This is a genomic window from Roseibium aggregatum, from assembly GCF_017309185.1.
Taxonomy (GTDB): Bacteria; Pseudomonadota; Alphaproteobacteria; order Rhizobiales; family Stappiaceae; genus Roseibium; species Roseibium aggregatum_B.
Genome location: NZ_JAEKJZ010000005.1, coordinates 306,036 through 330,180 on the forward strand (window position 1 = coordinate 306,036; position 24,145 = coordinate 330,180).

Consider the following 24,145-nt stretch of genomic DNA (forward strand, 5'->3'; position numbering starts at 1 on the left):
ACCCGTGCCGCCAGGGCACTGCCAGCTTCTACTCCAAATTCCGGCCGGTTTTGCGGTACCCAGACGCGAAACCGGCTCTCCAGTCCGGGCGGTGCGGGCCCGGACAAACGCGGTCAACTCCACTCTCTGCCAAGGTCGCGGCAACGCCAGAAGGCTTGCCGTCAAACAGGGCATTGGCGCATCGCCGTATTTCTTTTCCGGCTGTTTTCCTCTGGAAGTCCTGTGAGCTGCGGGAGCGAAATCCAGGACGGTCATCAGCGTCATCTCCTGATCCGCACGGTTGGACCCAAGTCCGGGCCGACGATGCCTGAAAGATCGTATAAGATGAGCAATTGTCCGAGCCGTTTGGCTCTACCGCTTCTACTCGCCAGCTAGGGGAAGTCACGGACAGGCGTTTGTCAAGAAAAGGCAGGCAGGAAACGGATGGAACAGCTCGCGCACGCGCAACATTTCCGCATCTGCTCTTTATTTGACCAAGGCTTTGAACGGTTTCCGTTCAAACTGACGGAGCCTTTCCAGCGACCTCCCTCTAAGTTTCCAAAAATTGCAGGAGAGGAATAAGACCGTGACACAGGCCACTCGGAAAGACCGTGATATCGCGCTTTTGCGCAGGGCCTTCGACATCGCGCGACAGTCGAAGGAGGCCGGCGACCATCCCTTTGGAAGTCTGCTTGCCGGACCGAACGGCGAGATCCTGATGGAGCAGGGAAACGGCTATACGGCGGAGGGGCAGGACATGACCGCCCACGCGGAAAGGCTTCTGGCGACGCGGGCCAGCAAGCGCTGGCGGCCGGACTTTCTGGCCGGCTGCACTCTTTACACGTCCGCGGAACCCTGTGCCATGTGTTCCGGCGCCATCTACTGGAGCGGGATCGGCCGGGTGGTGTTCGGCCAGACGGAAAAAGCGTTGAAGGATCAAACCGGCGATCACGCGGAAAACCCGACGCTTGATCTCCCCTGCCGCATCGTGTTTTCCGCCGGCCAGAGGCCGGTGGATGTGGTTGGACCGCTTCTGGAAGACGAAGCGGCGGCGCTGCAGGACGGTTTCTGGTCCGAAAGCTGAAGCGGATGGTATTGGCCGGAACGCGTCGGTCGCGCTAGCTCCGGGTCTTGAGCGGCGCACGGCTGTGATCGTTGAGCGCCGCGGTCGCCTTGTGCAACAGGCGCAGGAGTTCCGCAGCTTCTTCCTCCTCCAGTCCGCTGAGCATCACCTTCTGGGCGTTCAGGACGGCGGGCGTCAGCTTTGCGAGCGCCACGTCCCCGGCTTCCGTGATGCGCAGCAGTCTGGCGCGGCGATCCTTCTCGCTGACCTCGCGCGAGAGCAATCCTTTTTGGACAAGCCGGTCCACCACCCCGGCAATCGTCGTTCTGTCGTAGGCGATCAGGCCGGCCAGGGTAACCTGATCAATGCCGGCATTGGTTTTAACGGTCGACAGAGCGGCATATTGCACGGGTGTGATGTCGAACCCGGTCGGCTCGATCTCCGAGTGGAAAACCGCAACGGCAATTTGCTGCAGTCTCCGCACCAGGTGTCCCGGCATCTCCTTGATGTCTTTCATCGCGTTCTCCGGCCACAATGCCAAATTGACAGCATGCTGATTATCAGTATGCTGATTAAATATCCTGTTCGACGATGACCTTTTAGCATCGTGCGGATGAAGTTCGAAATCGAAAGGCGGTTGCCGGAGGAGAACCACCGACCTTCTAGCCGGGGCGGTGGATCGCGCCGAAGCGCGGAAGACGGTCGGCACGTGAAAGACGACCAGCGGAGGAGACGGTCCATGCAATTTCATCTAGACGGTTTCAGGGTGGGCGACCCTGACATGCACAGCCCGAGCGAACGCGGCGGCGCCCTGGCCAATACCGGTAATCTGCCTGAAGAGGTAGATGTCCTGATCGTCGGGTGCGGTCCGGCCGGTCTGACCCTTGCCGCCCAGTTGGCGGCTTTTCCTGAAATCCGCACCCGCATCGTCGACCGGAAACCCGGCCCTTTGAAACTGGGACAGGCGGACGGCATCGCCTGCCGGACCATGGAAATGTTCCAGGCCTTCGGTTTTGCCGGGCGGGTGGCGCGAGAGGCTTACTGGGTGAACGAAACGACATTCTGGAAACCGGACCCGAAGACGGCCGGGAATATTGCGCGCAGCGGCTGGGTTCAGGATGTGGAAGACGGTTTGTCGGAGTTCCCGCATGTGATCCTGAACCAGGCCCGTGTGCACGATTTCTATCTCGAAATCATGAAGAACGCGCGGAACCGTCTGGAGCCGAACTACTCCAGGAGGGTCATGGACCTGAAGGTCGATACCGGCTGCGGCAACCTGTCCCATCCCGTCACCGTGTGGCTCGAGCGCGACGACCCGGGTCACGAGGGTGAGGTCGAGACGGTCAGGGCTAAATATGTGGTCGGCTGCGACGGCGCGCGCAGCACCGTCCGCAAGTCCCTCGGCCGGGACCTCAAGGGCGACTCGGCCAACCAGGCCTGGGGGGTCATGGATGTTCTCGCCGTTACCGACTTTCCGGACATCCGCTTCAAGTCGCTTGTTCAGTCGGCGGAAGAAGGCAGCATTCTGATCATCCCGCGCGAGGGTGGCTATCTTGTTCGCATCTACGTCGAACTCGACAAGCTCAATGAAAACGAGCGGGTCGGAAACCGCAACATTACGATCGAGCAGTTGGTCGCTGCCGCGCAGCGTATTCTCCACCCTTATGCGCTGGACGTGAAGGAGGTCGCCTGGTGGTCGGTCTACGAAATCGGGCAGCGGATCTGCAACGGCTTCGACGACAGAACGGACGGCGACGCGGACGGGCGTCTTCCCCATGTCTTCATTGCCGGAGACGCCTGCCACACGCACAGCCCCAAAGCCGGCCAGGGCATGAATGTCTCCATGCAGGACACATTCAATCTGGGCTGGAAGCTCGCCCATGTGCTTCAGGGCAAAAGCGAGCCGGAAATCCTGAAAACCTATTCCGAAGAGCGGCAGAACATCGCGCAGACTTTGATCGATTTCGACCGCGAATGGGCCGCGATGCTCAGCGCGCCGCTGAAGTCTGACGAAAATCCGGACGGCGTGGAACCGGCGGAAGTCCAGAAATACTTCGTGCAGCACGGCCGCTATACCGCAGGCACCGCCGCCAGATACCGGCCGTCCGTCCTGACCGGCGAAGGAAAGCATCAGGATCTCGCCAGGGGATACCCAATCGGGATGCGGTTTCATTCGGCGCCCGTGATCCGGATGGCCGATGGCAAACCCGTTCATCTCGGACACACCTTCAAGGCGGATGGCCGTTGGCGGATCTTCGCCTTTGCGGGCCGCGGCGATCCGGCAGCCCCGGACTCCGGCATTCACGCCCTGTGTGATTTTCTTCAGAACTCCGCGAAGTCGCCGGTCGTCCGCCATACCGCGGCCGGTGAGGATATCGACGCGGTCATTGATGTGCGGGCCGTATTCCAACAGCCTCACCGTGAGCTTGTCCTGGAAGCGATGCACCCATTCCTGCTTCCAGCCAAAGGCCGGTACGCATTACGGGACTACGAAAAAATGTTCTGCCCTGACCTGAAGGGCGGTTGCGACATTTTCGAGGCCCGGGGCATTGATCGCAACCGGGGCTGCATGGTTGTGGTCCGGCCGGACCAATATGTCGCCGACGTCCTGCCGCTTGGCGGCCATGAGGCGCTCTCTACCTTCTTTGCACCGCTTCTGCGGAAAAGAGACTGAACGCGGAAGTTCCATCGAACGCGTTCGGAAAAGAGAAACCAACAAAAGAAAGCCCGGCGTTTCCGCCGGGCTTTCGCGTTTCGTTTGCTTGAAGGACCGAAGTCTTATTCGTCGCCGGCCTGCTTCAGGGCCGCACCCAGGATGTCGCCAAGGGAGGCGCCGCTGTCGGAGGAGCCGTACTGAGCGACAGCTTCCTTCTCTTCGGCGATTTCCAGGGCCTTGATGGACGCGGAAACCTTGCGGGTCTTCTTGTCGAACTGGGTGATGCGGGCATCGAACTTGTCGCCGACGGAGAATTTCTCCGGACGCTGTTCGTCGCGATCGCGGGAGAGGTCCGCACGGCGGACGAAGGCGGTCAGGTCGCTGTCTGCGATCTTGACTTCCAGGCCGCCGTCCTTGATCTCGATGACTTCACAGGTCACGACAGAGTTCTTGCGGATCTCGCCAGCGGCACCCGATTCCATCGGGTCACCGGTGAGCTGCTTGATGCCGAGCGAGATACGCTCCTTGTCGACATCCACATCGAGAACGACGGCCTTGACCATGTCGCCCTTCTTGTACTCCTCGATGACCTGCTCGCCCGGACGGTTCCAGTCGAGGTCGGAGAGGTGGACCATGCCGTCCACATCGCCGTCGAGGCCGATGAACAGGCCGAATTCGGTCTTGTTCTTGACTTCGCCTTCGACTTCCGTGCCGATCGGGAACTGTTCGGCGAACGCATCCCACGGGTTCTGCAGGGTCTGCTTGAGGCCGAGCGAGATGCGGCGCTTGACCGGATCTACTTCCAGGATCATCACTTCCACTTCCTGAGAGGTGGAAACGATCTTGCCCGGATGGACGTTCTTCTTGGTCCAGGACATTTCGGAAACGTGGATCAGGCCTTCGATGCCCGGCTCCAGTTCCACGAACGCACCGTAGTCGGTGATGTTGGTCACGCGGCCGGTGAACTTCGCTTCCAGCGGGTATTTCGCCTCGATGCCGTCCCACGGATCGGTTTCGAGCTGCTTCATGCCCAGGCTGATGCGATGCGTTTCCTGGTTGACGCGGATGATCTGCACCTTGACGGTCTGGCCGATGGTGAGAACTTCCGACGGATGGTTGATGCGGCGCCACGCGATGTCGGTGACGTGCAGCAGACCGTCGATGCCGCCGAGGTCGACGAACGCACCGTAGTCGGTGATGTTCTTGACGACGCCTTCCACGGTGTGACCTTCTTCCAGGCTCTGGACGAGCTCGGAGCGCTGTTCGGCGCGGGTCTCTTCCAGGACCACGCGGCGGGACACGACGATGTTGCCGCGGCGCTTGTCCATCTTCAGGATCTGGAACGGCTGCGGGGTGTGCATCAGCGGGGTCACGTCGCGGACCGGACGAATATCGACCTGGGACCGCGGCAGGAAGGCCACGGCGCCGTCCAGATCGACGGTGAAGCCGCCCTTGACCTGGTTGAAGATCTGGCCGTTGACCTTTTCATTCGCTTCAAAAGCGACCTCAAGGCGGACCCAGCTTTCTTCGCGGCGGGCTTTTTCGCGCGACAGAACGGCTTCGCCGAGAGCGTTTTCGACGCGCTCCAGGTAAACTTCAACTTCGTCGCCGACACCCATTTCGCCGTCGCGGCCCTTGGCGCCGAATTCCTTCAGCGGCACACGGCCTTCAACTTTCAGGCCGACGTCGATGACGGCCAGGTCTTTTTCGATGGCGACGACGGTGCCTTTGACAACGGCACCTTCGTAAAGGTCGTTCTGGACGAAGGACTCTTCGAGAAGAGCCGCGAAATCCTCGGTGGAGGGATTGAAATCAGACATTAATTCTCCTGGCGCCTTCAGGCGCGCCGCCGGCGGGTTGGTGTTGCACTCCGGACTGACCTTCTCCCGGGATCGCGCTTTGCGCTGATCCTGCCGCTTCGAAAAGCGGGCCGGCGGGGCGGGAGACGGAAAATCCGGTCTCGTCACAGGACGCGATAACAACGTCCTGCCGAATTTTTCGCACTCTTTAAAAAGAACACGCGGCCAAAAGGCCCGATCCGTTCAAAATACGCAAACAGGGGCACACCAAGGGTGAGCCCCAGAACCGTTACGTATCTTTGGCGCGGGAAATGATATCCACAGCCGCCTGGAACGCGGTCTCTATATCCATTTCTGTCGTATCAAGCAAGACCGCATCGTCGGCTTGTTTCATCGGCGCCACGGTTCTTTTGCTGTCGCGCTCGTCCCGGCGCTTCAAGTCTTCCAGAACGGAGGCGTAATTCGCCTCCTGTCCCTTGGAAAGCATCTCGTCGGTGCGGCGTCTCGCGCGCGCCTCCGGCGAGGCGGTGACGAACAGTTTGACCGTCGCGTCCGGGCAGACCACGGTGCCGATATCGCGCCCGTCCAGAACCGCGCCCGGCGGCAGGTCTCCGAAGCTCCGTTGCAGGCGGACCAGTTCCTCGCGCAAACCACCCAGCACCGCGATCCGTGAGGCCGCCTCGCCGATCTCGTGCGCGGAAAGCACGGATTTGTCCATCTGCGCCAGGTCGAGGTTCCGGGCGATCTCGATGGCGACCGCCTCGTCGCCCAGAGGCAGCCCCTGGGCAAGCAGGGCCGCGGCGACGGCCCGATAGGTCAGGCCGGTATCCAGATGGCGCAGGCCGAAATGGTCGGCCAGGCGGCGTGCGAGCGTTCCCTTGCCGGAAGCGGCCGGTCCATCGATGGCGACGATCATGCCGCCTCGCTGGTATTTGCGGAAATCTTCGCGCCAAGGTCTTCGAACAGGGCCGTAAAGGTCGGGAAACTCGTCGCGATTACAGCGCCGTCGTCGACAGTCACCGGCTTGTGCGCAGCCATGCCGAGCACCAGGAAGGACATGGCGATGCGATGATCCAGATGGGTGACCACCGTGCCACCGCCGATCGAGTTGCCGCCGCCGGTCACCGTCAGGCTGTCTTCGGTTTCCACGCAGGCGATGCCGTTGGCCTCAAGGCCTCTGGCCACGGCCGCCAGCCGGTCGGACTCTTTCACCCGCAACTCGTCCAGGCCGGGCATGAAGGTGTCGCCCTCCGCGAAGGCGGCCGCGACGGCCAGCACCGGATATTCGTCGATCATCGACGGCGCGCGTTCGGCCGGCACGGTGATGCCCTTCAGACGGCTCGCCTTGACGCGCAGGTCGCCGACTTCCTCGCCGCCGGTTTCGCGACGGTTGACGATCTCGATGTTCCCGCCCATCTCGATCAGCGTTGTTATCAGCCCGGTACGGTGTTCGTTCAGGAGCACGTTTTCAATTGTGACGTCGGAGCCGGGCACGATCAGCGCGGCGACAAGCGGAAAGGCGGCGGAGGACGGATCGCCGGGGACGTCTATATCCTGCGGTTTCAACTCGGGCTGTCCCTGCAGCCTGATGACACGTTCGCCGGCCTCGTTGAGGCTGACGGAAATCTCCGCGCCGAAGCCTTTGAGCATTTTTTCCGTGTGGTCCCTTGTGGCGATCGGCTCGATCACCGTTGTCTCGCCCGGTGCGTTCAGGCCAGCGAGCAACACCGCGGACTTCACCTGGGCGGAAGGCATCGGTACGCGGTACGTGAGCGGCAGCGCCTGTTCGGGTCCCTTGATCGAGGCCGGCAGGCGGTCTCCGTCGCGGGCAATCACGTTGGTGCCCATGTCGCGCAACGGGTTGAGAACCCGGCCCATCGGCCGTTTGGAGAGCGAGGCGTCGCCGACGAAGGTCGCCGCGATGTTATGACTGCCGAAAATGCCCATGGTCAGGCGCACGCCGGTACCGGCGTTTCCGAAGTCGATCACATGCTCGGGCTCTAGAAGGCTGCCGAGGCCGATGCCGTCGATGGTGTAGGATCCGTCCTTCTGCCTGACGATGGTGGCGCCGACCGCCCTCATGGCATCCCCGGTCGCCAGCACGTCCTCCGATTCAAGCAGTCCCTTGACGGTTGTCCGCCCGATGGCGAGCGTTCCGAACATCAAGGATCTGTGGGAAATGGACTTGTCGCCCGGCACGCGGATCGTGCCGGAAAGCGGGCCGTCCGCCGCCGAGGTCAGGGGAGAAGGCGCAGAATTGTTTGACATTTTGAATGTCCGAACCTTGGAACGGTTGAAAAAAGGTGTCACGTCCTATCATGTGGATGTGGCTTCGTCATCTGTTCCGGCGCTTGAAATTTCGCGCGCAACATGCAGAACAATGAACGAGACGGGACTTTTCGCTGATTTGCCTTTGACAGGGCCACCGCTTGACGTTATGGGGCGGCCCACAAATTCTAAAGTCAGCCAGATAACTATTGAAGGGTGAGCACGGTGGCAAAACCTGAACTTGGCACAAAGCGGCTGTGCCCGAGCTGCGGCGCCAAATATTACGATCTGAACCGCAGCCCGATCACTTGCCCGAAATGCGGCGCGATCTTCGAAGCGGTCATGACCTCTCGGACCGCCAAGGCGGCCAAGGTGGAAGAGACGCCTGAAGACGACGAAGAGGAAGAGGACGCCGCCGCGCCGGAAATCGTGACCCTGGAAGAGGCCGACGCCGAAGCGGAAGGCGGCGACGACGTCCCGGATCTGGACGACGAGGAAGTCGAACTCGACGACGACGAGTCCGAAGACGACGTGTTCCTGGACGACGAGGACGAGGATGAGGAATCCGTTCCGGGCATCCGCGTCGAGATCGAAGACGATAGCGAGCAGTAAATATCTGAGCGGGCAGATATTTTTCGATCTGTCCGCTTGCCTGTACGACGCAGAAATTTTCTTCGATTTTCTGCTTGATCTTGGATGGCGGTGTGACTATGTTCCGCCTCCATCAGCGCCGGAGACCCATCCCGGCCACATACGGAATTAGGGGCCATAGCTCAGTTGGGAGAGCGCTACAATGGCATTGTAGAGGTCAGGGGTTCGATTCCCCTTGGCTCCACCATTCCGCTTTTTCCGTCCGCGGCGCTGAGCGCTTTTTACCGAACATCGTTTCCGCACCGAATTTTCCCGGGTTTTTCTGGATCGTGCAGATGTCCTGGCGGGAACGCTATGTTCCCCGAGGTGAATTCCACTTGCAAGTCAGGCCGGGGCATTGACGCTCGGTGGCGAAACGGAAAGGCACCGGTATGGCCGTACCAGCATCCCAAGCCGACCTTCTCGACGCGATTTCATTTTCATTCGAAAAACTGATGACGGATCTCCGCCTGGTACCTGAAGAGCGTGCGCGAGAAGCCTCGCTCAAGGGACATGCCACCGGAACGGCGATGAGCCCTGCCGATCTGGTCGCTTATCTCCTCGGCTGGAACGAACTCGTTCTGAAATGGCTTGAGAAAGACGACCGGGGCGAGGCGGTGGATTTTCCCGAAACCGGTTTCAAATGGAACCAGCTCGGCCTGCTGGCTCAAAAGTTTTGTGGTGACTACGCATCGCTCGACTGGCCTGAGTTGCTCGCGCGCCTGACCGCAGCAAGGGATCGGCTGATCGCCACCGTTTCCGCGCTCTCCGATGACGAGCTTTACAGCCAGCCTTGGTATGGCAAATGGACCAAGGGCAGGATGATCCAGTTCAACACCTCCTCCCCGTATGGGAACGCGAGACGCCGCATCCGCAATTGGCTTAAAGAGCGTTGTTAGGGACCTGGGCGAAAAGTCCTTGCGCGCCATTCCGGTTCGCGAAGAAATCGAGTCACACTTTCCTGCGCCGCCGCCTCCTTGTTAATATGCGCCTGGATTGGCCGGGCGCGTGATGCAAGGACACGCAAGATGAAAACCCATGACGTTCAATCGGTCTCTATCGGCAAGCCCGCGCGGACCGTGTTCGACTTCGTTTCGAATCCGGCCAACCTGCCGGTCTGGACGAATGCGTTCAAGAGCGCCGATGCTGGGACAGCCGAACTTGTCACGCCGAACGGCGCTGTTCCGATCCGGCTGGAAACAAGCGCGTACGGCGAGCAGGGGACTGTCGACTGGAAAATGACCTTTCCCGACGGGTCGGTTGGCACCGCATTCTCACGGATCACGCCTGACGGTGAGGACAAGTCCATCTATTCGTTTGTACTGATGGCGCCGCCGGTACCGCTGGAAGCGCTCGAAGGAGCGCTCAAGGAGCAGATGACCATTCTTGCCGGCGAACTCGCCGAGCTGAAACGGCGGCTCGAAGCATGATCCGGCTCGATCCGGTGCACGTGGAGGCGGCGCGGCAGGGGGACCGCGCCGCCCTTGACGCACTCGTACGCGCCGCCGAGCGGCCGGTCTACAATCTGGCGATCCGCATGCTGGCGCATCCTGCGGACGCCGAGGATGCGACCCAGGAAATCCTTATCAAGATCATCGCCAATCTCGGTTCCTTGCGGGATATCGAAGCGGCGGGTGGCTGGGCGATGCGGATTGCCTGCCGGCATCTGGTCGGCGCCCGCAAGTCCGGCCGTGTCGAGTCTATGCGGATGAGTTTTACAGGATTTGCCGCCGATCTCGAGCAGGGGCTGTCCGAGCCGGGCGCCTCGGAGCCCTACGATGCGGAGACCCGGCTTGCGATCGAGGAGGTCAAGGTCGGCTGCACGCTGGCCATGCTTACCTGCCTCAGCCGCGACCTGAGGATCGCCTATCTGCTCGGTGACGTCTTCGAGCTGAGTGACCGGGAGGCGGCATCGGTACTGGAAATAGCGCCGGCTGCCTACCGCCAGAGGCTGCGGCGCAGCCGCGCGGCGGTGACCGCATTTGTGAAAGACACTTGCGGCAATGTCTCTGCGAAGGCCGCCTGCCGATGCGAGAAACGCATCGCGGCAGCGGAAGAGGCCGGCCGGATCAGCCGGAGCCGGTCGCGGTTTGGACTGTCTCCGAGCGGTCCCACGACCGTGCCGGGGCTGCGCGCGCAGGTGCGCCGTCTGGAGGAGGGCCGCCGGGCCGCGGCGCTGCTGCGATCCAATCCCGATTTTTCCTGCGACGTCGCCGAACTTGTCCTGCAGACGATTGAGACAAATCCAATCCGGCCCGATGGGAAACTATAGCATTGCATAAGAGGGCGACGCAGGACCGCCGGTCGATAAACACGGTTGTCATATCGAAGTCGTGAGGCTGGGATAAGGGTCTTGGCCCGTTCACCGATCCGGCGCCGCGCAATGTATCCCTTTAAACCAGACAGAAACTGGCCGGCGACTCACAGTTGCCCGCCGCTGATCATCGCCCATCGCGGCGCAAGCGCCTACGCGCCGGACAACACGATCGCGGCCTTCAGGAAGGCAGATGAGCTCGGCGCGGACATCTGGGAGGTCGATGTCAGGCTGACATCCGACGGCGTGCCGGTCGCCTTTCACGATGCGGATCTGTTCAACCTGTGCGGCGATGCGCGCCCGGTCGGCGATGTCACGGCGGAGGAACTTGCCGTGCTCACCGGGGCGCGCGGGCGGCCCGCACCGGCTTTCGCGGATGTGGCGCGTCTGGCGGCGAAATGCGGCAGGGGGATCTATCTCGATGCCAAGGAGGAAGAGGCCGCCACGCGCGCGTTCGATATCCTTCTGGATGCAGGGATTGATCGGGCGATCATCGGGGCGAACACGCCGGACTATTGCGCGCAGCTCCGGTCAGCCGGCGCCCCCTATCCGGTATCGCTTCTCGTCGGTCTCGGGCAGGACCCTTTCGCGCTGACGGACAGTTGCGGCGCGGAGATCGTTCATCCCTGCTGGGAGAAGGCGGGAGAGCGTCCCGACCGCCTGTTGACCGGGGCGTTTTTCGAGGCGGCGGCCAGCCGTGGCCTGCCGGTCGTGACCTGGCACGAGGAGCGCGACGACATCCTCGCCGCTCTTGTCAGGCTGCCGGTCCTGGGCATCTGCTCGGACACGCCGGAACGGGTCGCGCATGCAAAGGCGCGCTTCATCTCTGCCCGAGGTGCTGAGGAAGCCGGTGTCTCTCTGCAAGCCGAGGATGTCGAAAACCACTGAAATTTGAGGGAGCCGTACTCCGGGGAGCTGAGTTCCGGTCAGGATTTGTTGGATAGGGTGTCCCTTTCGGCCGCAAATCAGGTTCATGATCGATTTTGAGATCGGTCATCTATGAGATGCGCTGCGCAGATGAGTGGACGGATGTTCAATGGGGTCGTGCTGCACCGTTGATGCTTGACGGGTGCCGAAGACAAAATCGCTCAACGAACGGAAAGCGGCCGTTTGTAAACTCAGTCCTGCAGCTCACACACTCGCAAGCCAAGGCGGCCTATCGATTGAACGCTAATCGCTGAACAAATTATTGGACGACAAGCCTGAGCCCTTGGGTCGAGGCTTGCGGTGGGCTTAATTGAGAGCCTGGTTTTTTGAGTTGAACTCTAGCCTGTTTGGTTCTTATTTTTTCGAAGTCATTACGAAAGCTCGTTGACCGGTTCGTCAATGCTCAGATTTATTCCACCGACCAATGGCGGGATTTTGCTCCCACGAGAATATTCAAAATATTTGTATGGTCTGAAATTAGATTGTCAAATTTGAAAACCGCTTAGACAAAATTAAAACTATAAAATAGGCAGTTTATATTTTTTTATACATAGATAATCATCTTTAATATATCGCATTACGTATATATTTCGTTTTTTATTGATTGATATGCGGGTGCTGAGATATTGTACTTTGAGAAAGTTCCGGCATTGTCAAATTTCACAGTTTGAGCCAGAAAATTAACTTTATGACCTCGCGGAACTTGCGGATGCGTTAATTTAGCGTTAATATGAAAATAGTCAGTCTCATGATTGTTGATGAGGAGAAGTTAATTATGAAATTTGGGAAAAGTCTTTGTCTAGCAGCAGTGGCCGTATTGGCGTCCGTCGGAACGGCGTCGGCTCTGCCGGCGGTTACGATTCTTGATTCGTCGACCGATGCATCGCCTGGCAATACCGCCGATATCTACGCTCCGACTTACGGCGCATTCACACCGTCGTCCTACACTTGGACAACAGGTGTAAACGTTGTTACGCCGCCTCCTGGAACTGTCGGCGGCAGCTACAAGTCTCCGTGGCATGGAACAGGTCTGGTTAATACGAATTCCTACTTTGCCGTCGGTCCGAATGAAAATTCCCCGAACCCGGCAACGCTGGATTTTAACGGAGCGATCGAATCGTTCACCTTCCTGTGGGGCTCGATCGACGCCTACAACACCTTGACGTTTGCTCTGTCCGGCGGCGGCACGTTTGAACTCACCGGTTCGGCGATTGCAGCCATCATTGGCAGCCCGTGTGGTTCGGCTGACAACTTTGCTTGTAACGCACTCATCCGCATCACCGGTTTGGGAGCCGATGCTCTTACCTCTGCAACGTTCCTGAGCGATCCGAAGCAAGCTTTCGAGTTTGCACTGCAGCCTGTGCCGCTTCCGGCTGGTGCTTTGCTGCTTCTGACCGGATTGGGTGGCTTGGCGCTCGTGCGTCGTAAGAAGAGTTCGTAATCAAAAGACTTCGCTGGCCCCGGTTTGATCGGGACCAGCTTGAAGAGAAACAAGAAAAGGCTCCGGGATAACCTCCCGGAGCCTTTACTGTTTGCGGACGCCAGCGCTTCCACTCCACCGCGTCATACCGGCGAAGCTGCGCATCCTCCAAGACCGGCAGCGTAACGACCACCAAAAGAAACATGGCAATATTATTGAATTGTCACGAGCGCCAGTCGTTTTCAAAGTACGGCGAAAGCGATTAGACAACAGCTGTCGAAGCACACTCTCAGTTTATCGCCGGCAAGGAAAAAGCGGCGCCAAAGTGATTGAAGTGCATCAGGTGGTGGTACGACGAGAGTGACGGAACGCGCCCACAATGTGTCAACTTGGATTGGTGCCCGCGTTTGCGAAAAGGCTTCCAACTGTCAATTCAGCTATTCTGACAACCTCCGCAAATTTAACTGTAGTTGCGTCAAAAAATTCCTTGGAGAAGTTTCAATTGTATCGGACGGATTGCGTTAACGGGAAGTGGCTAACGTAGCTGAGTGTCTTGAAAAATTCTGTAGCTATGGTTACCGGCCCGGATTTGCCTTTAAAATCAATGCGAAGGATTTCTTTACAACGATCATGTTTTTCATTTTTCCTCCAATAACACGTTGAAAGTGCACAAGGTCTGAAAGATTTGTTGCGACCCAACGGAAGCGTGATAAAAGTACTAAAGTTTTGTTAAATATGACGGAAATTAGAAGCAAAGGATTGAAAACATGAAGTTTTTGAAGGTAGCGGGAATGGCGGCCGCCGTGATGCTTGCCGCGTCTGCAGCGGCGAACGCAATGAGTGTAACGGCTACTCAGTTGAGCATGGCCGATCTTGATGGAATCGATCCGGTCGCCAATATCTCTGCGACCGGCGGGGTGAATTTCTTCCAGACTCTCACCGGGAACCAGTTCACCGGTGGATCGCTCACTGCAAGAACACCCTGGGAAGGGTCGAAGCACGAGGACAACGGCGTATACAGCTCCGTTCAAGCTGGAGGAAGCGCTGTCTTCGAATTTGCCGAACTCCAGACCGGGCTATCGATGATTTGGGGTTCGCCAGACACCTACAATGATCTCGTCCTGACTTTCATAGTCGGCGGCGCCGAGACCTCGATCCTTGCCTCCACTCTTGGTGTCACGCTTGGCTCCGGCGCGGCGTTGCTCGAAATCGCGGGCGTGAGTTTCGATAGTCTGGTTCTTTCGTCAAGCCAGAACGCATTCGAGTTCGCGAACCTCAACACCACCACGGCTGTGCCGCTGCCGGCCGGTGGCTTGCTGCTGGTGACCGCGATGGGTGGCCTCGCGTTGGTGAGGCGCAGGAAGTCCGCATAGCTTTGGGACTCGAAGGCTTCGGAGTGTCCGGAACCGACCTGAGAACAGACTTAAAAAGGGCTTCGGGAGAACCTCCCGAAGCCCTTTTAGTTTGCAGACAATGGTATTGTCTTCCTCCGCTCCATGCTCGCCAATCACCATGGAGGCCGGCATGAGAGCGCCGATCTTTCCGGTATCCTTCTTCATCCGGGAGTCTCGCCGTGCCTCCCGCTCCACATCTGCTTCGAGGTAGGAGGCCGTGGCCGGAAATTGCTCTGCGTTGACGGGGGAGGGGTGCAGTCGTTCAGCTCTCCGCGCTCAACCCGTCGAAGGCAGCCAGCGCCTCGGAGCCGTAGATCATCGACGGCCCGCCGCCCATGTAGACCGCCACACCGATGACCTCGAGGATTTCCTGGCGGTTGGCGCCAAGCCTTGCGGCCGCGCGGGCGTGATAGGCAAGACAGCCGTCACAGCGCGCGGTGATGCCGATGGCCAGAGCGATCAGTTCCTTGGTCTTGGCGTCGATCGCCCCGTCCTTCATCGCGGCGCCCGCCAGGGCGCCGAAACCTTTCGCGGCGTTCGGGATGCCTTTTCGGACCTCGGCCATGCGGCCGTCGGTTTGGGTGACGAAGTTGTTCCAGTCGGAAATGGCCATGAAAGCCTCCTGCGCGGTTTGAGTTAATCCTATAGTTCTGAAATTTTGAAAGAAAGCTAGGGCGGACTTGCAAATTACGGGTCGCAAATCAAACCAGGGGACGCAACGCCGGCTGTGGAGAGCCGCGCACAAGCCTTTGCGTCATGCGCCTGGGGACGCAGACCGTCCCTGCTCTCTTGTGCCGGGTTGATCCCTGAAACTGACTGTTCTGGAGCCGTTTCCTGGCGCTTGCTATCGCAACGCGTCGTCGATGCGCTCTACTTCAACCTGCGGCATGTTGCGGCTTGTTGAACTTGATTTTTTAAGTCAGGTTATGCTCCAAACGCCGTGAAACGGCACTCACACACATACGTCAGGAGCAGGACAATGTTTATCGCCATGAACCGGTTTGCCATCGTCAAAGGTCAGGAAGAGGCCTTTGAGACCGTTTGGAAAGAGCGGGACTCCAAACTGGCCAAGGTACCGGGCTTTCAGAAATTCCACCTGCTCAAGGGCCCGTTCGACGAGGAGGCCGGCACGACGCTGTATGCCACGCACACCACCTGGAACAGCCAGGAGGACTTCGTGAACTGGACGAAATCCGACCATTTCAGGGAAGCGCACAAGAATGCGGGCAGCAATCGCGACCTTTATGCCGGTCCGCCGCGTTTCGAGGGGTTCGAAACCGTCCTGAGCGAGTAGGTCCACACCCATTGAGATGAGGGGGCCCCGAGAGATGATCCTCAACGCCTTCGTCCCGAGACGGACCTGACGGTCGGTCTCGGGATGAAGCGAGCGAGAAGAAGAGCGTGCCAGAACCGCGGGACCGTGTCCGGAGCGATTACCCCAGCACCACGACCTTGGTGCCGACGCTGACACGGTCGTAGAGATCGATAATGTCCTGGTGCCACATGCGGATACAGCCGGAGGAGGCGTTGGTGCCGATGCTGCTGGGCTGGTTGGTGCTGTGGATACGGTAGAGCGTGTCCTTGTTGCCTTGCCAGAGATATAGGCCACGCGCGCCGATCGGGTTCCGGGGACCGCCTTCCTGCCCGTCCTTGTATTTGGCGAGCTTCGGGTCGCGGGCGATCATTTCCTCCGGCGGAAACCATTTCGGCCATTCCCGTTTGTAACGGATCACCGCTTCGCCGTTCCAGGCAAAGCCTGCCCGGCCGACGCCGATGCCGTAGCGGATCGCCCGCCCGCCGGGCTGAATCAGATAGAGAAACTTCTTCTTTGGGTCGACGACGATGGTTCCCGCGGGATATCTGGACGGATAAAACACCGTCTGGCGCAGATATTGCGGATCGAAGTTCTGATACTTGATCCCGGGCAGAGAGAAGCCGCCATCCCTGGTCGGGGCGTAGGCGGTGGCATAGTCCGGCGTGCCGTCGGCGAGCGGTGTCAGTCCGGCCTGAATGACCCCGCTCTGCTGGCTTTGGCAGGCCGCCAGCGCCAGGGGAAGTCCGGCAACAAAGAAACGGCGGCTCAGTTTCAACGCCATATTCATGTCCTTTCAAGCGCTCCCCAGCGGCAGCGCATCTGTTTGCCGGAGGAAACGCGTTAAATCAGTTTGGCGAACGCCTGGCGTCCTTGGGAAACGCGTGGTCATTCCGAAATGAAACCATCGGTTTCGAAACGCTTGCCCGGCAGCAGCCCCTTGCCGGCACAGAACGTCCGAGATCCTGACGGGATCGGCTAATTGGTGAAACTAGAAACGCTAACGCTCCGGAAAATCAACACAATTATGGTAAACCAACAATTAATGCCGCTGCGGAATCTCGAAGTCGAGGGGGGCACAAAAGCGTCAGCCGGTCTGGTGTCGGACAGAAGCCGGGGCGTGCGGGCAAATCGTGTTGCCGGTCACAAGGCCGGGACAGACGACCGGTTAACGTACCCGCGACGGGCCGACCGCGATCTGCCGCAGGATCTTTGATTTTACCGGTTCGCCGACAGGATGATACTTTACCGCCATTAGAAGGCGCTCGGTTAAGCACAGTTCATTTACCGGATTTGACGACATGCGTTTGATTGGATTGGTGACGACCACGTTTCTTCTGTCCTGCCTTTTGGGAACATCCGCAGTCGCATTGTCCGTCCCGTTGCCCGGCAAATCGGGGATGTCCCTCCCAAGCCTTGCCAGCGAGCCGTTGCTCGTCGCCGCAAAGGACAAAAAATCCCGGCGCCAGGACAACGTGAAACTGGGACAACAGTGGCTGAAGGCACTCGGCTATTACACCGGGAAGATCGACGGGCTCGCCGGCCTTGGAACGCAGACCGCCATACGCCGTTTCATGGAGGACGCCGGCCTGAGCGGGCGGTTCGATGCGAAAGCGGCGACAGCCCTCATGTTCGCGGTGGATATCAAGGAAGCGCAGGACATTTCGGCAGAGGAGGCACTGACCCTGCTCCCCGGCGCCCTTCGGGCCAAGAAGCAGGGGGAAAGGGCGGAAAAGGCCCGGGAAACCGGCGAGACGGCAGAGGCGGAAAAGCTGTTCCGGTCCGCGCTGGCCGGTTTCGAGGCGAGCACCGGATTGAACAACCGGTTTGCGGACAAGGCACTTGAAGGACTTGCCTCGATGCTCGACGACGCGGATCGGACGAGCGACGCCGGGGAGGTTTACGAAAGGCTCGCGGGCGTTCGCGAAACGATGTTCGGCGAGGAACATGCGAAGACGCTTGAAGCGCTCAATCTGCTCGGCTTGAACTTGACTGCGCAAAAGCGTTATGCGGAGGCGGAGGATCTCCTCAAACGGGTTCTTGCCATCCGCGAACGTGTGCTTGGACCAAACAGCCCCGGCACGCTCACCTCGACCGGCAACCTCGGCCTGACGCTCAAGAAGCTGGGACAATTCGAGGAAGCGGAAAGTCTTTTGCGGCGGGCCCTGGAAGGCAGGGTCAAGGTTCTGGGCGAAACCGCAACCGCGACGCAGAACATGCTTTACGAGATGGCGGTCTTCCTCGATGACCGGGGCCGCTACCGCGAGGCCGAACCCTTTTACCGCAGGTATTCCGCAGCCAGGGAAAAAACACTGGGACCGGAGGCGCCCAAAACGCTCAGTGCGCTCAATCGACTCGGGCTGAACCTCGTGGATCAGGGGCGCTACAAGGAGGCGGAAACTCTTTACAAGCGGATCCTGGAAGCACGCGAACGCACGCTCGGGCCCGATCATCCCGACACGCTTGTGTCCGTCGGCAACTTCGGCAATCTTTACAAGAAAATGGGACGGCGCAAGGAGGCAGAGGCCTATGATCGGCGTGCCTATCTATCGAAGCAAACGGCTCTTGGTCCGGAGCATCGATCGACGCTGATTTCTCTCAATAACCTGGCTTATAACTACCTGGTCCAGGATCGTTACGATGAGGCGGAAAAGCTCTTTCTGAGTCTGTATGAGATCGTAAAGCGGAAGTATGAAGCGGACGATCCCGACCTCTTGCTTGTGGAACACAACCTCGGCTTTCTCTATGAACGGAGAGGGCTCCATGACAAGGCTGAAGGTTACTACAAGCGTGTTCTCGCGGCACATGAGCGCGTCCTCGGGCCTGAACATCCCGAAACGCTTTCCGCAGTGGCCGATCTTGCGTCAAATTATCAGTGGCAGGGACGGTACGGCGATGCCGAGCGTCTGATGATGCGCGCGCTCGAGGGCAGAACGCGAGCGCTCGGGGAAAAGCATCCGCGCACGCTGACCTCCATGAACGATCTTGCCCTTTTGTATGAGGACCAGGGCCGGCTGGACGAAGCGGAGCGGCTCTTTCGAAAAACTCTGGATCTGAGAACCGAGGTACTTGGGGAGGGCCATCCGGCGACCCTGACTTCGGTGAACAACATGGGGTTCATTTATGAAAGCCTGCGCCGCTACGAAGAAGCTGAACCGTACTTCTCACGCTGTATGACCGCCCGTGAGCAGCTTTTCGGGCCCGACAATCCGGACACGCTGATTTGTGTCAACAATCTCGGGTTTCTTTATTATCGGTTGAAGCGATACGACGAAGCTGAGCCATTGTATGAGCGAGCGCTCGAAAGCAGGGAAAAGGCTCTGGGACCGGAACACCCACGCACGCTGCTGTCGGTCAACAACCTCGCCCGGCTATACGAGAAGCAAAAGCGTTACCCGGAGGCGGAACGGCTTTACCTCAGAGCGCTCGAAGCCAAGGAACGCGCGCTCGGTGAGGACCATCCGAGCACCCTGCTCTCCCTGAACGACCTGGCGGATCTCTACCACAACCGGAAAACCCACGACAAGGCGATCAGGGTCTGGCAGGCGGGACTGGCGGCGCTTCCGGCCTGGGTGGAAAGAACCGGCTTCGAACCCGGCGGGTCCTTCGAGCTTCCTCTGGCTCTCGACAAATATCTTCAGTCCGCCGCCGAATCCGGCCTGTCGATGCCGGAAGCCGGCCGGCAGACCTTAAAGGCGCAGGGCTGGTTTACCTATGACACGCTCGACAAGGCGCTGGCCGATCTCGGCGCACGGCTGGGCGCGGACAATCCGGCCACAGCGGACCTACTGAGGCGAAAACAGGATGTAAGGGACAAAATTGCCGGCCTGCGCCGCCAATTTGCCCAAACCTTCTCCGAGACCGGGGATAAGGAAGACCGCAGGCAGGAATTGCAGCGCCAGATCACGGCCCTGGAGCGGCAGATCCAGGATCTGGACCAAAAGATCGCGGCCGAGGCGCCGGACCTGTTCGAACTTTCGAGCGCCCGGCCGCTCGACGTGGAGGAGGCGCAGGCACTTCTGGACCAAGATGAGGCCATAGTGGCTTTCGCATGGGCCAAAGAGGCGGTTTATGTCTGGTTCATCCGCTCCGACAGTATCGATTTCAGGGCGGTGCCGCGTCCGGAGCGCCTGGCCGGTCTCGTATCGGACCTCAGATCGTCCGTGGACCTGAGCGTGCCGGCCCAGACGGCACAGGCGTTGAAGGGACAGCCGGAAAGATGTCTTTTAAGGTCGGAAGTACGCGGACTTGAAACCCGGGTCTTCAACCTGTGTTCCGCGCACGAGCTCTACCGGGCACTGCTGGAGCCATTCGCGGACGAGCTCGGCGGGGTGAGCAACCTGATCGTCGTCCCCGACGGGCCGTTGGAGGAACTGCCCTTTTCCCTTCTCGTCAGGAAAGCGCCGGATGGGGGCGATCCGGCCTGGCTGGTCAGGGACATGGCCGTCTCACTGCTGCCGACCACCTCCAGCCTGCGCGTGTTGAGAACGGCGCGCCCCGGCGGGCCGGACGGCCGAGATCCCTATCTCGGCATCGCCCCTGGCGACTTCAAGTCCGGCGACGGCCCGGCGGGCCAGCGTGGCGGTCTGGCGCCGCTTCCCGGGACGCTCAAGGAAGTGCGCAGCCTGTCGGAGATCCTGGGCGCAAGCGGCGAGGGCACCGTCACGGGCGAACGGGCCAGCGAGGAATTCGTCAAGACGGCGCAGCTTCAGAACTACCGTGTCCTGAGTTTCGCGACGCACGGGCTATTGGCGGGAGAGGTCGCGAAGTTGACGGACGGAGCGATCAAGGAGCCGGCGCTCGCCTTCTCGCCCTCCAACGGAGGGGAAGACGGATTTTTAACGGCGACGGAAGCCGCGACCCTGAAACTGAATGCCGACTGGCTGCTCCTGTCGGCCTGTAACACGGCGGCGGCGAATGACGAGGTCTCCAGCGGCTATTCCGGTCTGACCCGAGCGTTTTTCTTCGCCGGTGCGAAATCGCTGCTCGTGTCCCATTGGTCGGTGGACGACGCATCCGCGCTGACCCTGATGCTGGAAACCGTGCGTCGCGAAGCGAACGGCTCGGCCGAAGACAAGGCCTTCGCCCTGCGCCAGGCGATGCTCAAGCTGATGAAGGAACCGGCCTACGGCCACCCCTTCTTCTGGGCACCGTTCTCGCTGATCGGCGACAACCGCTCCCGACCTTAAGTCTCTGGCAGGTTTGCCAGAGCGCGTTCGATTTCCGTCGTCACCGCGGGTGAAAGCGGTGGTGTCGGGGTCGGAAACCAGGCGATCAGCGCCCCGTCCGGGCCGAGCAGATACTTGTGGAAGTTCCAGTGGGGCCGGGCGGCGCGTCCGAGCTCGGATGTCGCCCACCGGTAAAACGGATGCGCCGATTTGCCCTTCACATGGGTCTTGGCCGTCATCGGAAACCTGGCGCCGTAGGTCGCCTCGCAGAAGCTCGCGATGTCGCCGTCCGTCCGCGGCTCCTGGCCGCCGAAATCGTTGGACGGCACGCCGAGAACCACCAGCCCCCGGTCCCGGTAAGTCTCGTAAAGCGTCTGCAGCCCGCCGATCTGGCCGCTGAAGCCGCATTCGGTCGCCGTGTTGACGACGAGCACGAGCTTGCCGGAAAACGCCTTGAGGGAAAGCGGCTCGCCCTCGGGCGTGGCGAAGGCGAAGCCGTGCGCGCTGGCCCCCATGTGTTTGGGTATGGCGGTTTCCGCTGTCGCGGGAAAGGCGGCGGCCAGTGCGCTCATGAGAAGTGCAAGGGACTGGATAAGGCGGGTCATCGTCGGTCCTCCGGTTTGACCCGTTTACGGGACAGGCGGGTGAAAGGTTCACCCGAAGCGGATGGAATGCATGTCAGGTTACCCTGCCATGGCCGCCTTGTCCCACCCTTGCCGTCACTTGTTTCCGCTTGCGACCGTCTTCGGCTTTGCCATGCCGTCGTCAGGCTCCTGGCCGAAAAACGTGCCGCCGAGCTGACCGCCCGTGCTGGTCTTGTCCGCGGTCTTGCGGATCCTTCGGGCCTCTTCCTCGGCTGCTTTGCGATCGTTGGGGTTGAGCTGCTTCAACGGTTGGGTCATCTGTCGCTCCTTTCCTTTTGGGTTCCGGAATAAAACGGATGGCGGCGCCATTGGTTCCCTCGACAGGCGGCGCCGGGGTCTCAATTGTGACAGCCCCGGGAAGCTGCGCTATCATTCAGGCCATTGAAACGGGGTGCGGAGAGGCCTCTGCCAGACCGCGCATGGGAGGGACGAATGGAGCTGCTGATCCTCTGCGCGGGGGCGGGCGAAAAGGCGTGGCACGGCATGAAATCCGACCGGCCTTTGCGTACCGCGGGCAAACGCCAGGCCCAGAAGATCGGCGCCCATCTGGGACGCGGGAAGCTGCGCCCCGACATCATCCTGACCGACGGCAGCCACCGATCTGTTGTCAGCGCGGAAAAGGCGCTCAAGGCCGCCGGCTGGACCGCGCGCAAGATCGCCTCCGACAGCGGGCTTGCCGTCGGCGCCCTGCCGGAGCTGTCGGGCAGCAAACGGGCGCTTCTGGTCGCGCTGCCCGCCGCGGTGCGCGTTCTCTCCGGTCATCTGGCGCTGGATCCTCCGCCGGACATCAGGCCCGGGGTCCTGTTCCGCTTGGCGCTGAACGGGGGGCGTCCGCGTCTCACGACGTGCACCGATGCGCGGGACCTGCCCGATCTTTTTCCCTATCCCGCCCCGGACGGCCCGGAAAGCCGCGAGCGGCCCGCCTATTACTACCGCCAGTCCGCCGTCATCCCCTTTCGGCGCACGGCGGCGGGCACGCAGGTTCTGGTCGTCGGGTCATCCGGCGGCCGTCACTGGACCGTTCCAAAGGGCATTGTCGAACCGGGCCTTTCCGCCGCCGCCTCGGCGAAGGTCGAGGCCTGGGAGGAGGCGGGCGTTGAAGGCCGGGTCGTCAGGGAACCGCTCGGCAGCTTCAATTATGAAAAATGGGGTGCCACCTGCGCCGTCACCGTCTTCGCCATGGAAGTCACCCGGGTGCTGGATGAGACCCTCTGGGAGGAACGCCACCGCACCCGCAAATGGGCCTCCCGCGAGGAAGCCGCCAGCCTCTTGAAGCAGCCCGCCTTCGGGGCGATGGTCGCCGCGGTTTGAGGGGAACGGTAGGCGGGACGAGTTGTGCCCCTCCACCGTCATTCCGGACAAGTGCAGCAAAGCTGCGCGCCGATCCGGAACCCAGAGGTATTTTGCGCCCCTGGCGCTCACTTTTTCAACGATGGTACGCGTGGATTTGGTGCTCGCCTGGGCTCGCGCTGATTTCTGGTTTCCGGATCGGCGTGCAGCTGCGCCGCACTTGTCCGGAATGACGGTGGAGGAGTCTCACCCCGTATCGTCCGCGTAGACCCGGATATAGCGCCCGCCGACTTCTATGCCGATGAAGCGCTGGTGGAAGGTGAGACAGAGGCGCTGGGCGAGCGCGACGACCCTGTCCGCGTCGCCGGCGCGGAAGCGGGCGATCAGCACGGGGTGCATCGTTCCGTCGTAATAGCCGATCCCCTCCTGGATCACGACGGAGGGAAAGCTCTCGCCGATGGCGGTGGCGAATCGTTCCGCGTGACCGGGCGGGAAGGGCTCGTTCTCGGTGTTGGCCAGGTAGACCAGATGGACCTGCTCGCCGATGGCGTTGTTAAGATGCCGTTCGGCAAGCCCGCTCGGCTCCGCCGGCGCGGCCCCGGTCAGCACGGCCTCGACCGTATCGGCCGTCTCGTCGAAGATCTCTTCCAACCGGTCATGGGTGCCGCGCGCGGCCGCCCCCAGCGCCCGGCAGTCCGACAGATAGGCGAGCTTTCTCTCCTTCGTCCATCCGGCCGGCGGCGAGCTTGCCACCGCGCGCATGTTGGAGATCACGTCGGCGAGCTTGACCATCCGGCTGTCGGCGGGTTTTTTGGCCATGACCGCGATCCGCCGCGCCCGGCGCTCGGCCTTCGGCAGCGACATGTCGTCGGAGTTCTCGGCGACCATCCGCGCGATTCGCACCCCGAACTCTGCGCGCAGCTGCGCTTCGGAAAGGCCGCAATCCTCCAGCGTGTCGTGAAGAAGCGCCGCCGCCAGCAGCCCGGCATCCTCCGCCCCGGTCGCCTCGGCGAGCACCTCCATCACCTCGATCAGATGATTGACATATGGCTCCTGCGCCGGCCCCTTGCGCCGCTGATCGCAATGCGCCTTCGCCGCAAAGGCGAGGGCCCGGGTAAGAAGAAGAATGTCGTCGCTCATGGGCGACGAGGGTAGGGGCAGACAGTGTCGAGGGTGTGACGAGGCAACCGGCGGCATTTTAGACTTTCGTCATCTTCCTTCCCCTTCGTGCCAGGCCAGACAGCTTGTCGATTGTCATTCCTGCGCAAGCGGGAATCCAGG

The 24,145-nt window shown here is 60.6% G+C and carries 21 protein-coding genes and 1 tRNA gene; 13 read left to right on the forward strand and 9 right to left on the reverse strand.

From position 1 onward, the window contains the following. Positions 1-565 precede the first annotated feature (565 nt). Positions 566-1,063 (forward strand): nucleoside deaminase, encoded by a 498-nt coding sequence (locus tag JF539_RS21260; RefSeq protein ID WP_328809280.1) that lies wholly within the window; start codon positions 566-568, stop codon positions 1,061-1,063. A gap of 34 nt (positions 1,064-1,097) precedes the next feature. Here the strand turns inward: JF539_RS21260 and JF539_RS21265 are convergent, their stop codons facing one another. Then, on the reverse strand, positions 1,098-1,559 hold the full coding sequence (locus JF539_RS21265) for a MarR family winged helix-turn-helix transcriptional regulator (RefSeq protein WP_207142744.1): 462 nt from the start codon (positions 1,557-1,559) through the stop codon (positions 1,098-1,100). 222 nt (positions 1,560-1,781) lie between these two features. On the opposite strand from JF539_RS21265, the gene JF539_RS21270 reads away from it, so the two are divergent. Further along, positions 1,782-3,716 carry an FAD-binding monooxygenase gene (locus tag JF539_RS21270; RefSeq protein ID WP_207142745.1) on the forward strand — a complete coding sequence of 645 codons (1,935 nt, stop codon included), beginning with the start codon at positions 1,782-1,784 and terminating at the stop codon, positions 3,714-3,716. Positions 3,717-3,820: 104 nt separating this feature from the next. Here JF539_RS21270 and rpsA read toward each other — a convergent pair whose 3' ends face one another. From rpsA to aroA, 3 genes are all read right to left on the reverse strand, one after another. Beyond that, positions 3,821-5,518 carry a 30S ribosomal protein S1 gene (gene rpsA / locus JF539_RS21275; protein ID WP_207142746.1) on the reverse strand — a complete coding sequence of 566 codons (1,698 nt, stop codon included), beginning with the start codon at positions 5,516-5,518 and terminating at the stop codon, positions 3,821-3,823. A 268-nt stretch (positions 5,519-5,786) separates the two neighbouring features. Next, positions 5,787-6,413: a (d)CMP kinase gene (gene cmk / locus JF539_RS21280; protein ID WP_207142747.1), complete on the reverse strand. Its 627-nt coding sequence runs from the start codon at positions 6,411-6,413 to the stop codon at positions 5,787-5,789. Next, complete coding sequence (gene aroA, locus JF539_RS21285) at positions 6,410-7,765, reverse strand: 3-phosphoshikimate 1-carboxyvinyltransferase (protein ID WP_207142748.1); 1,356 nt, start codon at positions 7,763-7,765, stop codon at positions 6,410-6,412. Before aroA ends, cmk begins: the two co-directional genes overlap by 4 nt. A gap of 225 nt (positions 7,766-7,990) precedes the next feature. Between aroA and JF539_RS21290 the strand changes: the two genes are divergently transcribed. The 8 genes from JF539_RS21290 (at position 7,991) to JF539_RS21325 (ending at position 14,429) form a co-directional block, all read left to right on the forward strand. Further along, positions 7,991-8,377 (forward strand): TIGR02300 family protein, encoded by a 387-nt coding sequence (locus JF539_RS21290; RefSeq protein WP_207142749.1) that lies wholly within the window; start codon positions 7,991-7,993, stop codon positions 8,375-8,377. 150 nt (positions 8,378-8,527) lie between these two features. Continuing rightward, positions 8,528-8,603, forward strand: a tRNA-Ala gene (locus tag JF539_RS21295). Positions 8,604-8,763: 160 nt separating this feature from the next. Further along, the gene (locus tag JF539_RS21300) at positions 8,764-9,294 is read left to right on the forward strand and encodes a ClbS/DfsB family four-helix bundle protein (protein WP_328809281.1); all 531 of its coding nucleotides are present in this window, start codon (positions 8,764-8,766) and stop codon (positions 9,292-9,294) included. A 129-nt stretch (positions 9,295-9,423) separates the two neighbouring features. Then, positions 9,424-9,825, forward strand: a complete 402-nt coding sequence (locus JF539_RS21305) for an SRPBCC family protein (protein WP_207142750.1) — start codon at positions 9,424-9,426, stop codon at positions 9,823-9,825. Further along, positions 9,822-10,667, forward strand: coding sequence for an RNA polymerase sigma factor (locus JF539_RS21310; protein WP_207142751.1), 846 nt, complete (start codon positions 9,822-9,824; stop codon positions 10,665-10,667). Before JF539_RS21305 ends, JF539_RS21310 begins: the two co-directional genes overlap by 4 nt. Positions 10,668-10,778: 111 nt before the next feature. Then, entirely contained in the window at positions 10,779-11,597 is an 819-nt protein-coding gene (locus JF539_RS21315; RefSeq protein WP_207142752.1) for a glycerophosphodiester phosphodiesterase, read from the forward strand. Positions 11,598-12,366: 769 nt separating this feature from the next. Then, positions 12,367-13,077, forward strand: a complete 711-nt coding sequence (locus tag JF539_RS21320; RefSeq protein WP_207142753.1) for a VPLPA-CTERM sorting domain-containing protein — start codon at positions 12,367-12,369, stop codon at positions 13,075-13,077. A 746-nt stretch (positions 13,078-13,823) separates the two neighbouring features. After that, complete coding sequence (locus JF539_RS21325; RefSeq protein WP_207142754.1) at positions 13,824-14,429, forward strand: VPLPA-CTERM sorting domain-containing protein; 606 nt, start codon at positions 13,824-13,826, stop codon at positions 14,427-14,429. 283 nt (positions 14,430-14,712) lie between these two features. On the opposite strand, the gene JF539_RS21330 is transcribed toward JF539_RS21325, so the two are convergent. Further along, complete coding sequence (locus tag JF539_RS21330; protein ID WP_207142755.1) at positions 14,713-15,063, reverse strand: carboxymuconolactone decarboxylase family protein; 351 nt, start codon at positions 15,061-15,063, stop codon at positions 14,713-14,715. Between the two features lie 366 nt (positions 15,064-15,429). On the opposite strand from JF539_RS21330, the gene JF539_RS21335 reads away from it, so the two are divergent. Continuing rightward, positions 15,430-15,744, forward strand: a complete 315-nt coding sequence (locus JF539_RS21335; protein ID WP_207142756.1) for an antibiotic biosynthesis monooxygenase family protein — start codon at positions 15,430-15,432, stop codon at positions 15,742-15,744. Between the two features lie 139 nt (positions 15,745-15,883). Here JF539_RS21335 and JF539_RS21340 read toward each other — a convergent pair whose 3' ends face one another. Further along, on the reverse strand, positions 15,884-16,546 hold the full coding sequence (locus JF539_RS21340; protein ID WP_207142757.1) for a L,D-transpeptidase: 663 nt from the start codon (positions 16,544-16,546) through the stop codon (positions 15,884-15,886). 616 nt (positions 16,547-17,162) lie between these two features. Between JF539_RS21340 and JF539_RS21345 the strand changes: the two genes are divergently transcribed. Next, a complete protein-coding gene (locus JF539_RS21345; RefSeq protein ID WP_207142758.1) occupies positions 17,163-20,951 on the forward strand; it encodes a tetratricopeptide repeat protein in 3,789 nt (1,262 codons plus the stop codon). Here JF539_RS21345 and JF539_RS21350 read toward each other — a convergent pair. Further along, on the reverse strand, positions 20,948-21,535 hold the full coding sequence (locus tag JF539_RS21350) for a glutathione peroxidase (RefSeq protein WP_236042590.1): 588 nt from the start codon (positions 21,533-21,535) through the stop codon (positions 20,948-20,950). The genes JF539_RS21345 and JF539_RS21350 overlap by 4 nt on opposite strands. A 114-nt stretch (positions 21,536-21,649) precedes the next feature. Next, entirely contained in the window at positions 21,650-21,832 is a 183-nt protein-coding gene (locus JF539_RS21355) for a hypothetical protein (RefSeq protein ID WP_207142759.1), read from the reverse strand. Positions 21,833-22,006: 174 nt separating this feature from the next. Between JF539_RS21355 and JF539_RS21360 the strand changes: the two genes are divergently transcribed. Beyond that, a complete protein-coding gene (locus JF539_RS21360) occupies positions 22,007-22,885 on the forward strand; it encodes an NUDIX hydrolase (protein WP_207142760.1) in 879 nt (292 codons plus the stop codon). A 225-nt stretch (positions 22,886-23,110) separates the two neighbouring features. Here the strand turns inward: JF539_RS21360 and JF539_RS21365 are convergent, their stop codons facing one another. Next, positions 23,111-24,004, reverse strand: a complete 894-nt coding sequence (locus tag JF539_RS21365; protein ID WP_207142761.1) for an HD domain-containing protein — start codon at positions 24,002-24,004, stop codon at positions 23,111-23,113. Positions 24,005-24,145 lie beyond the last annotated feature (141 nt).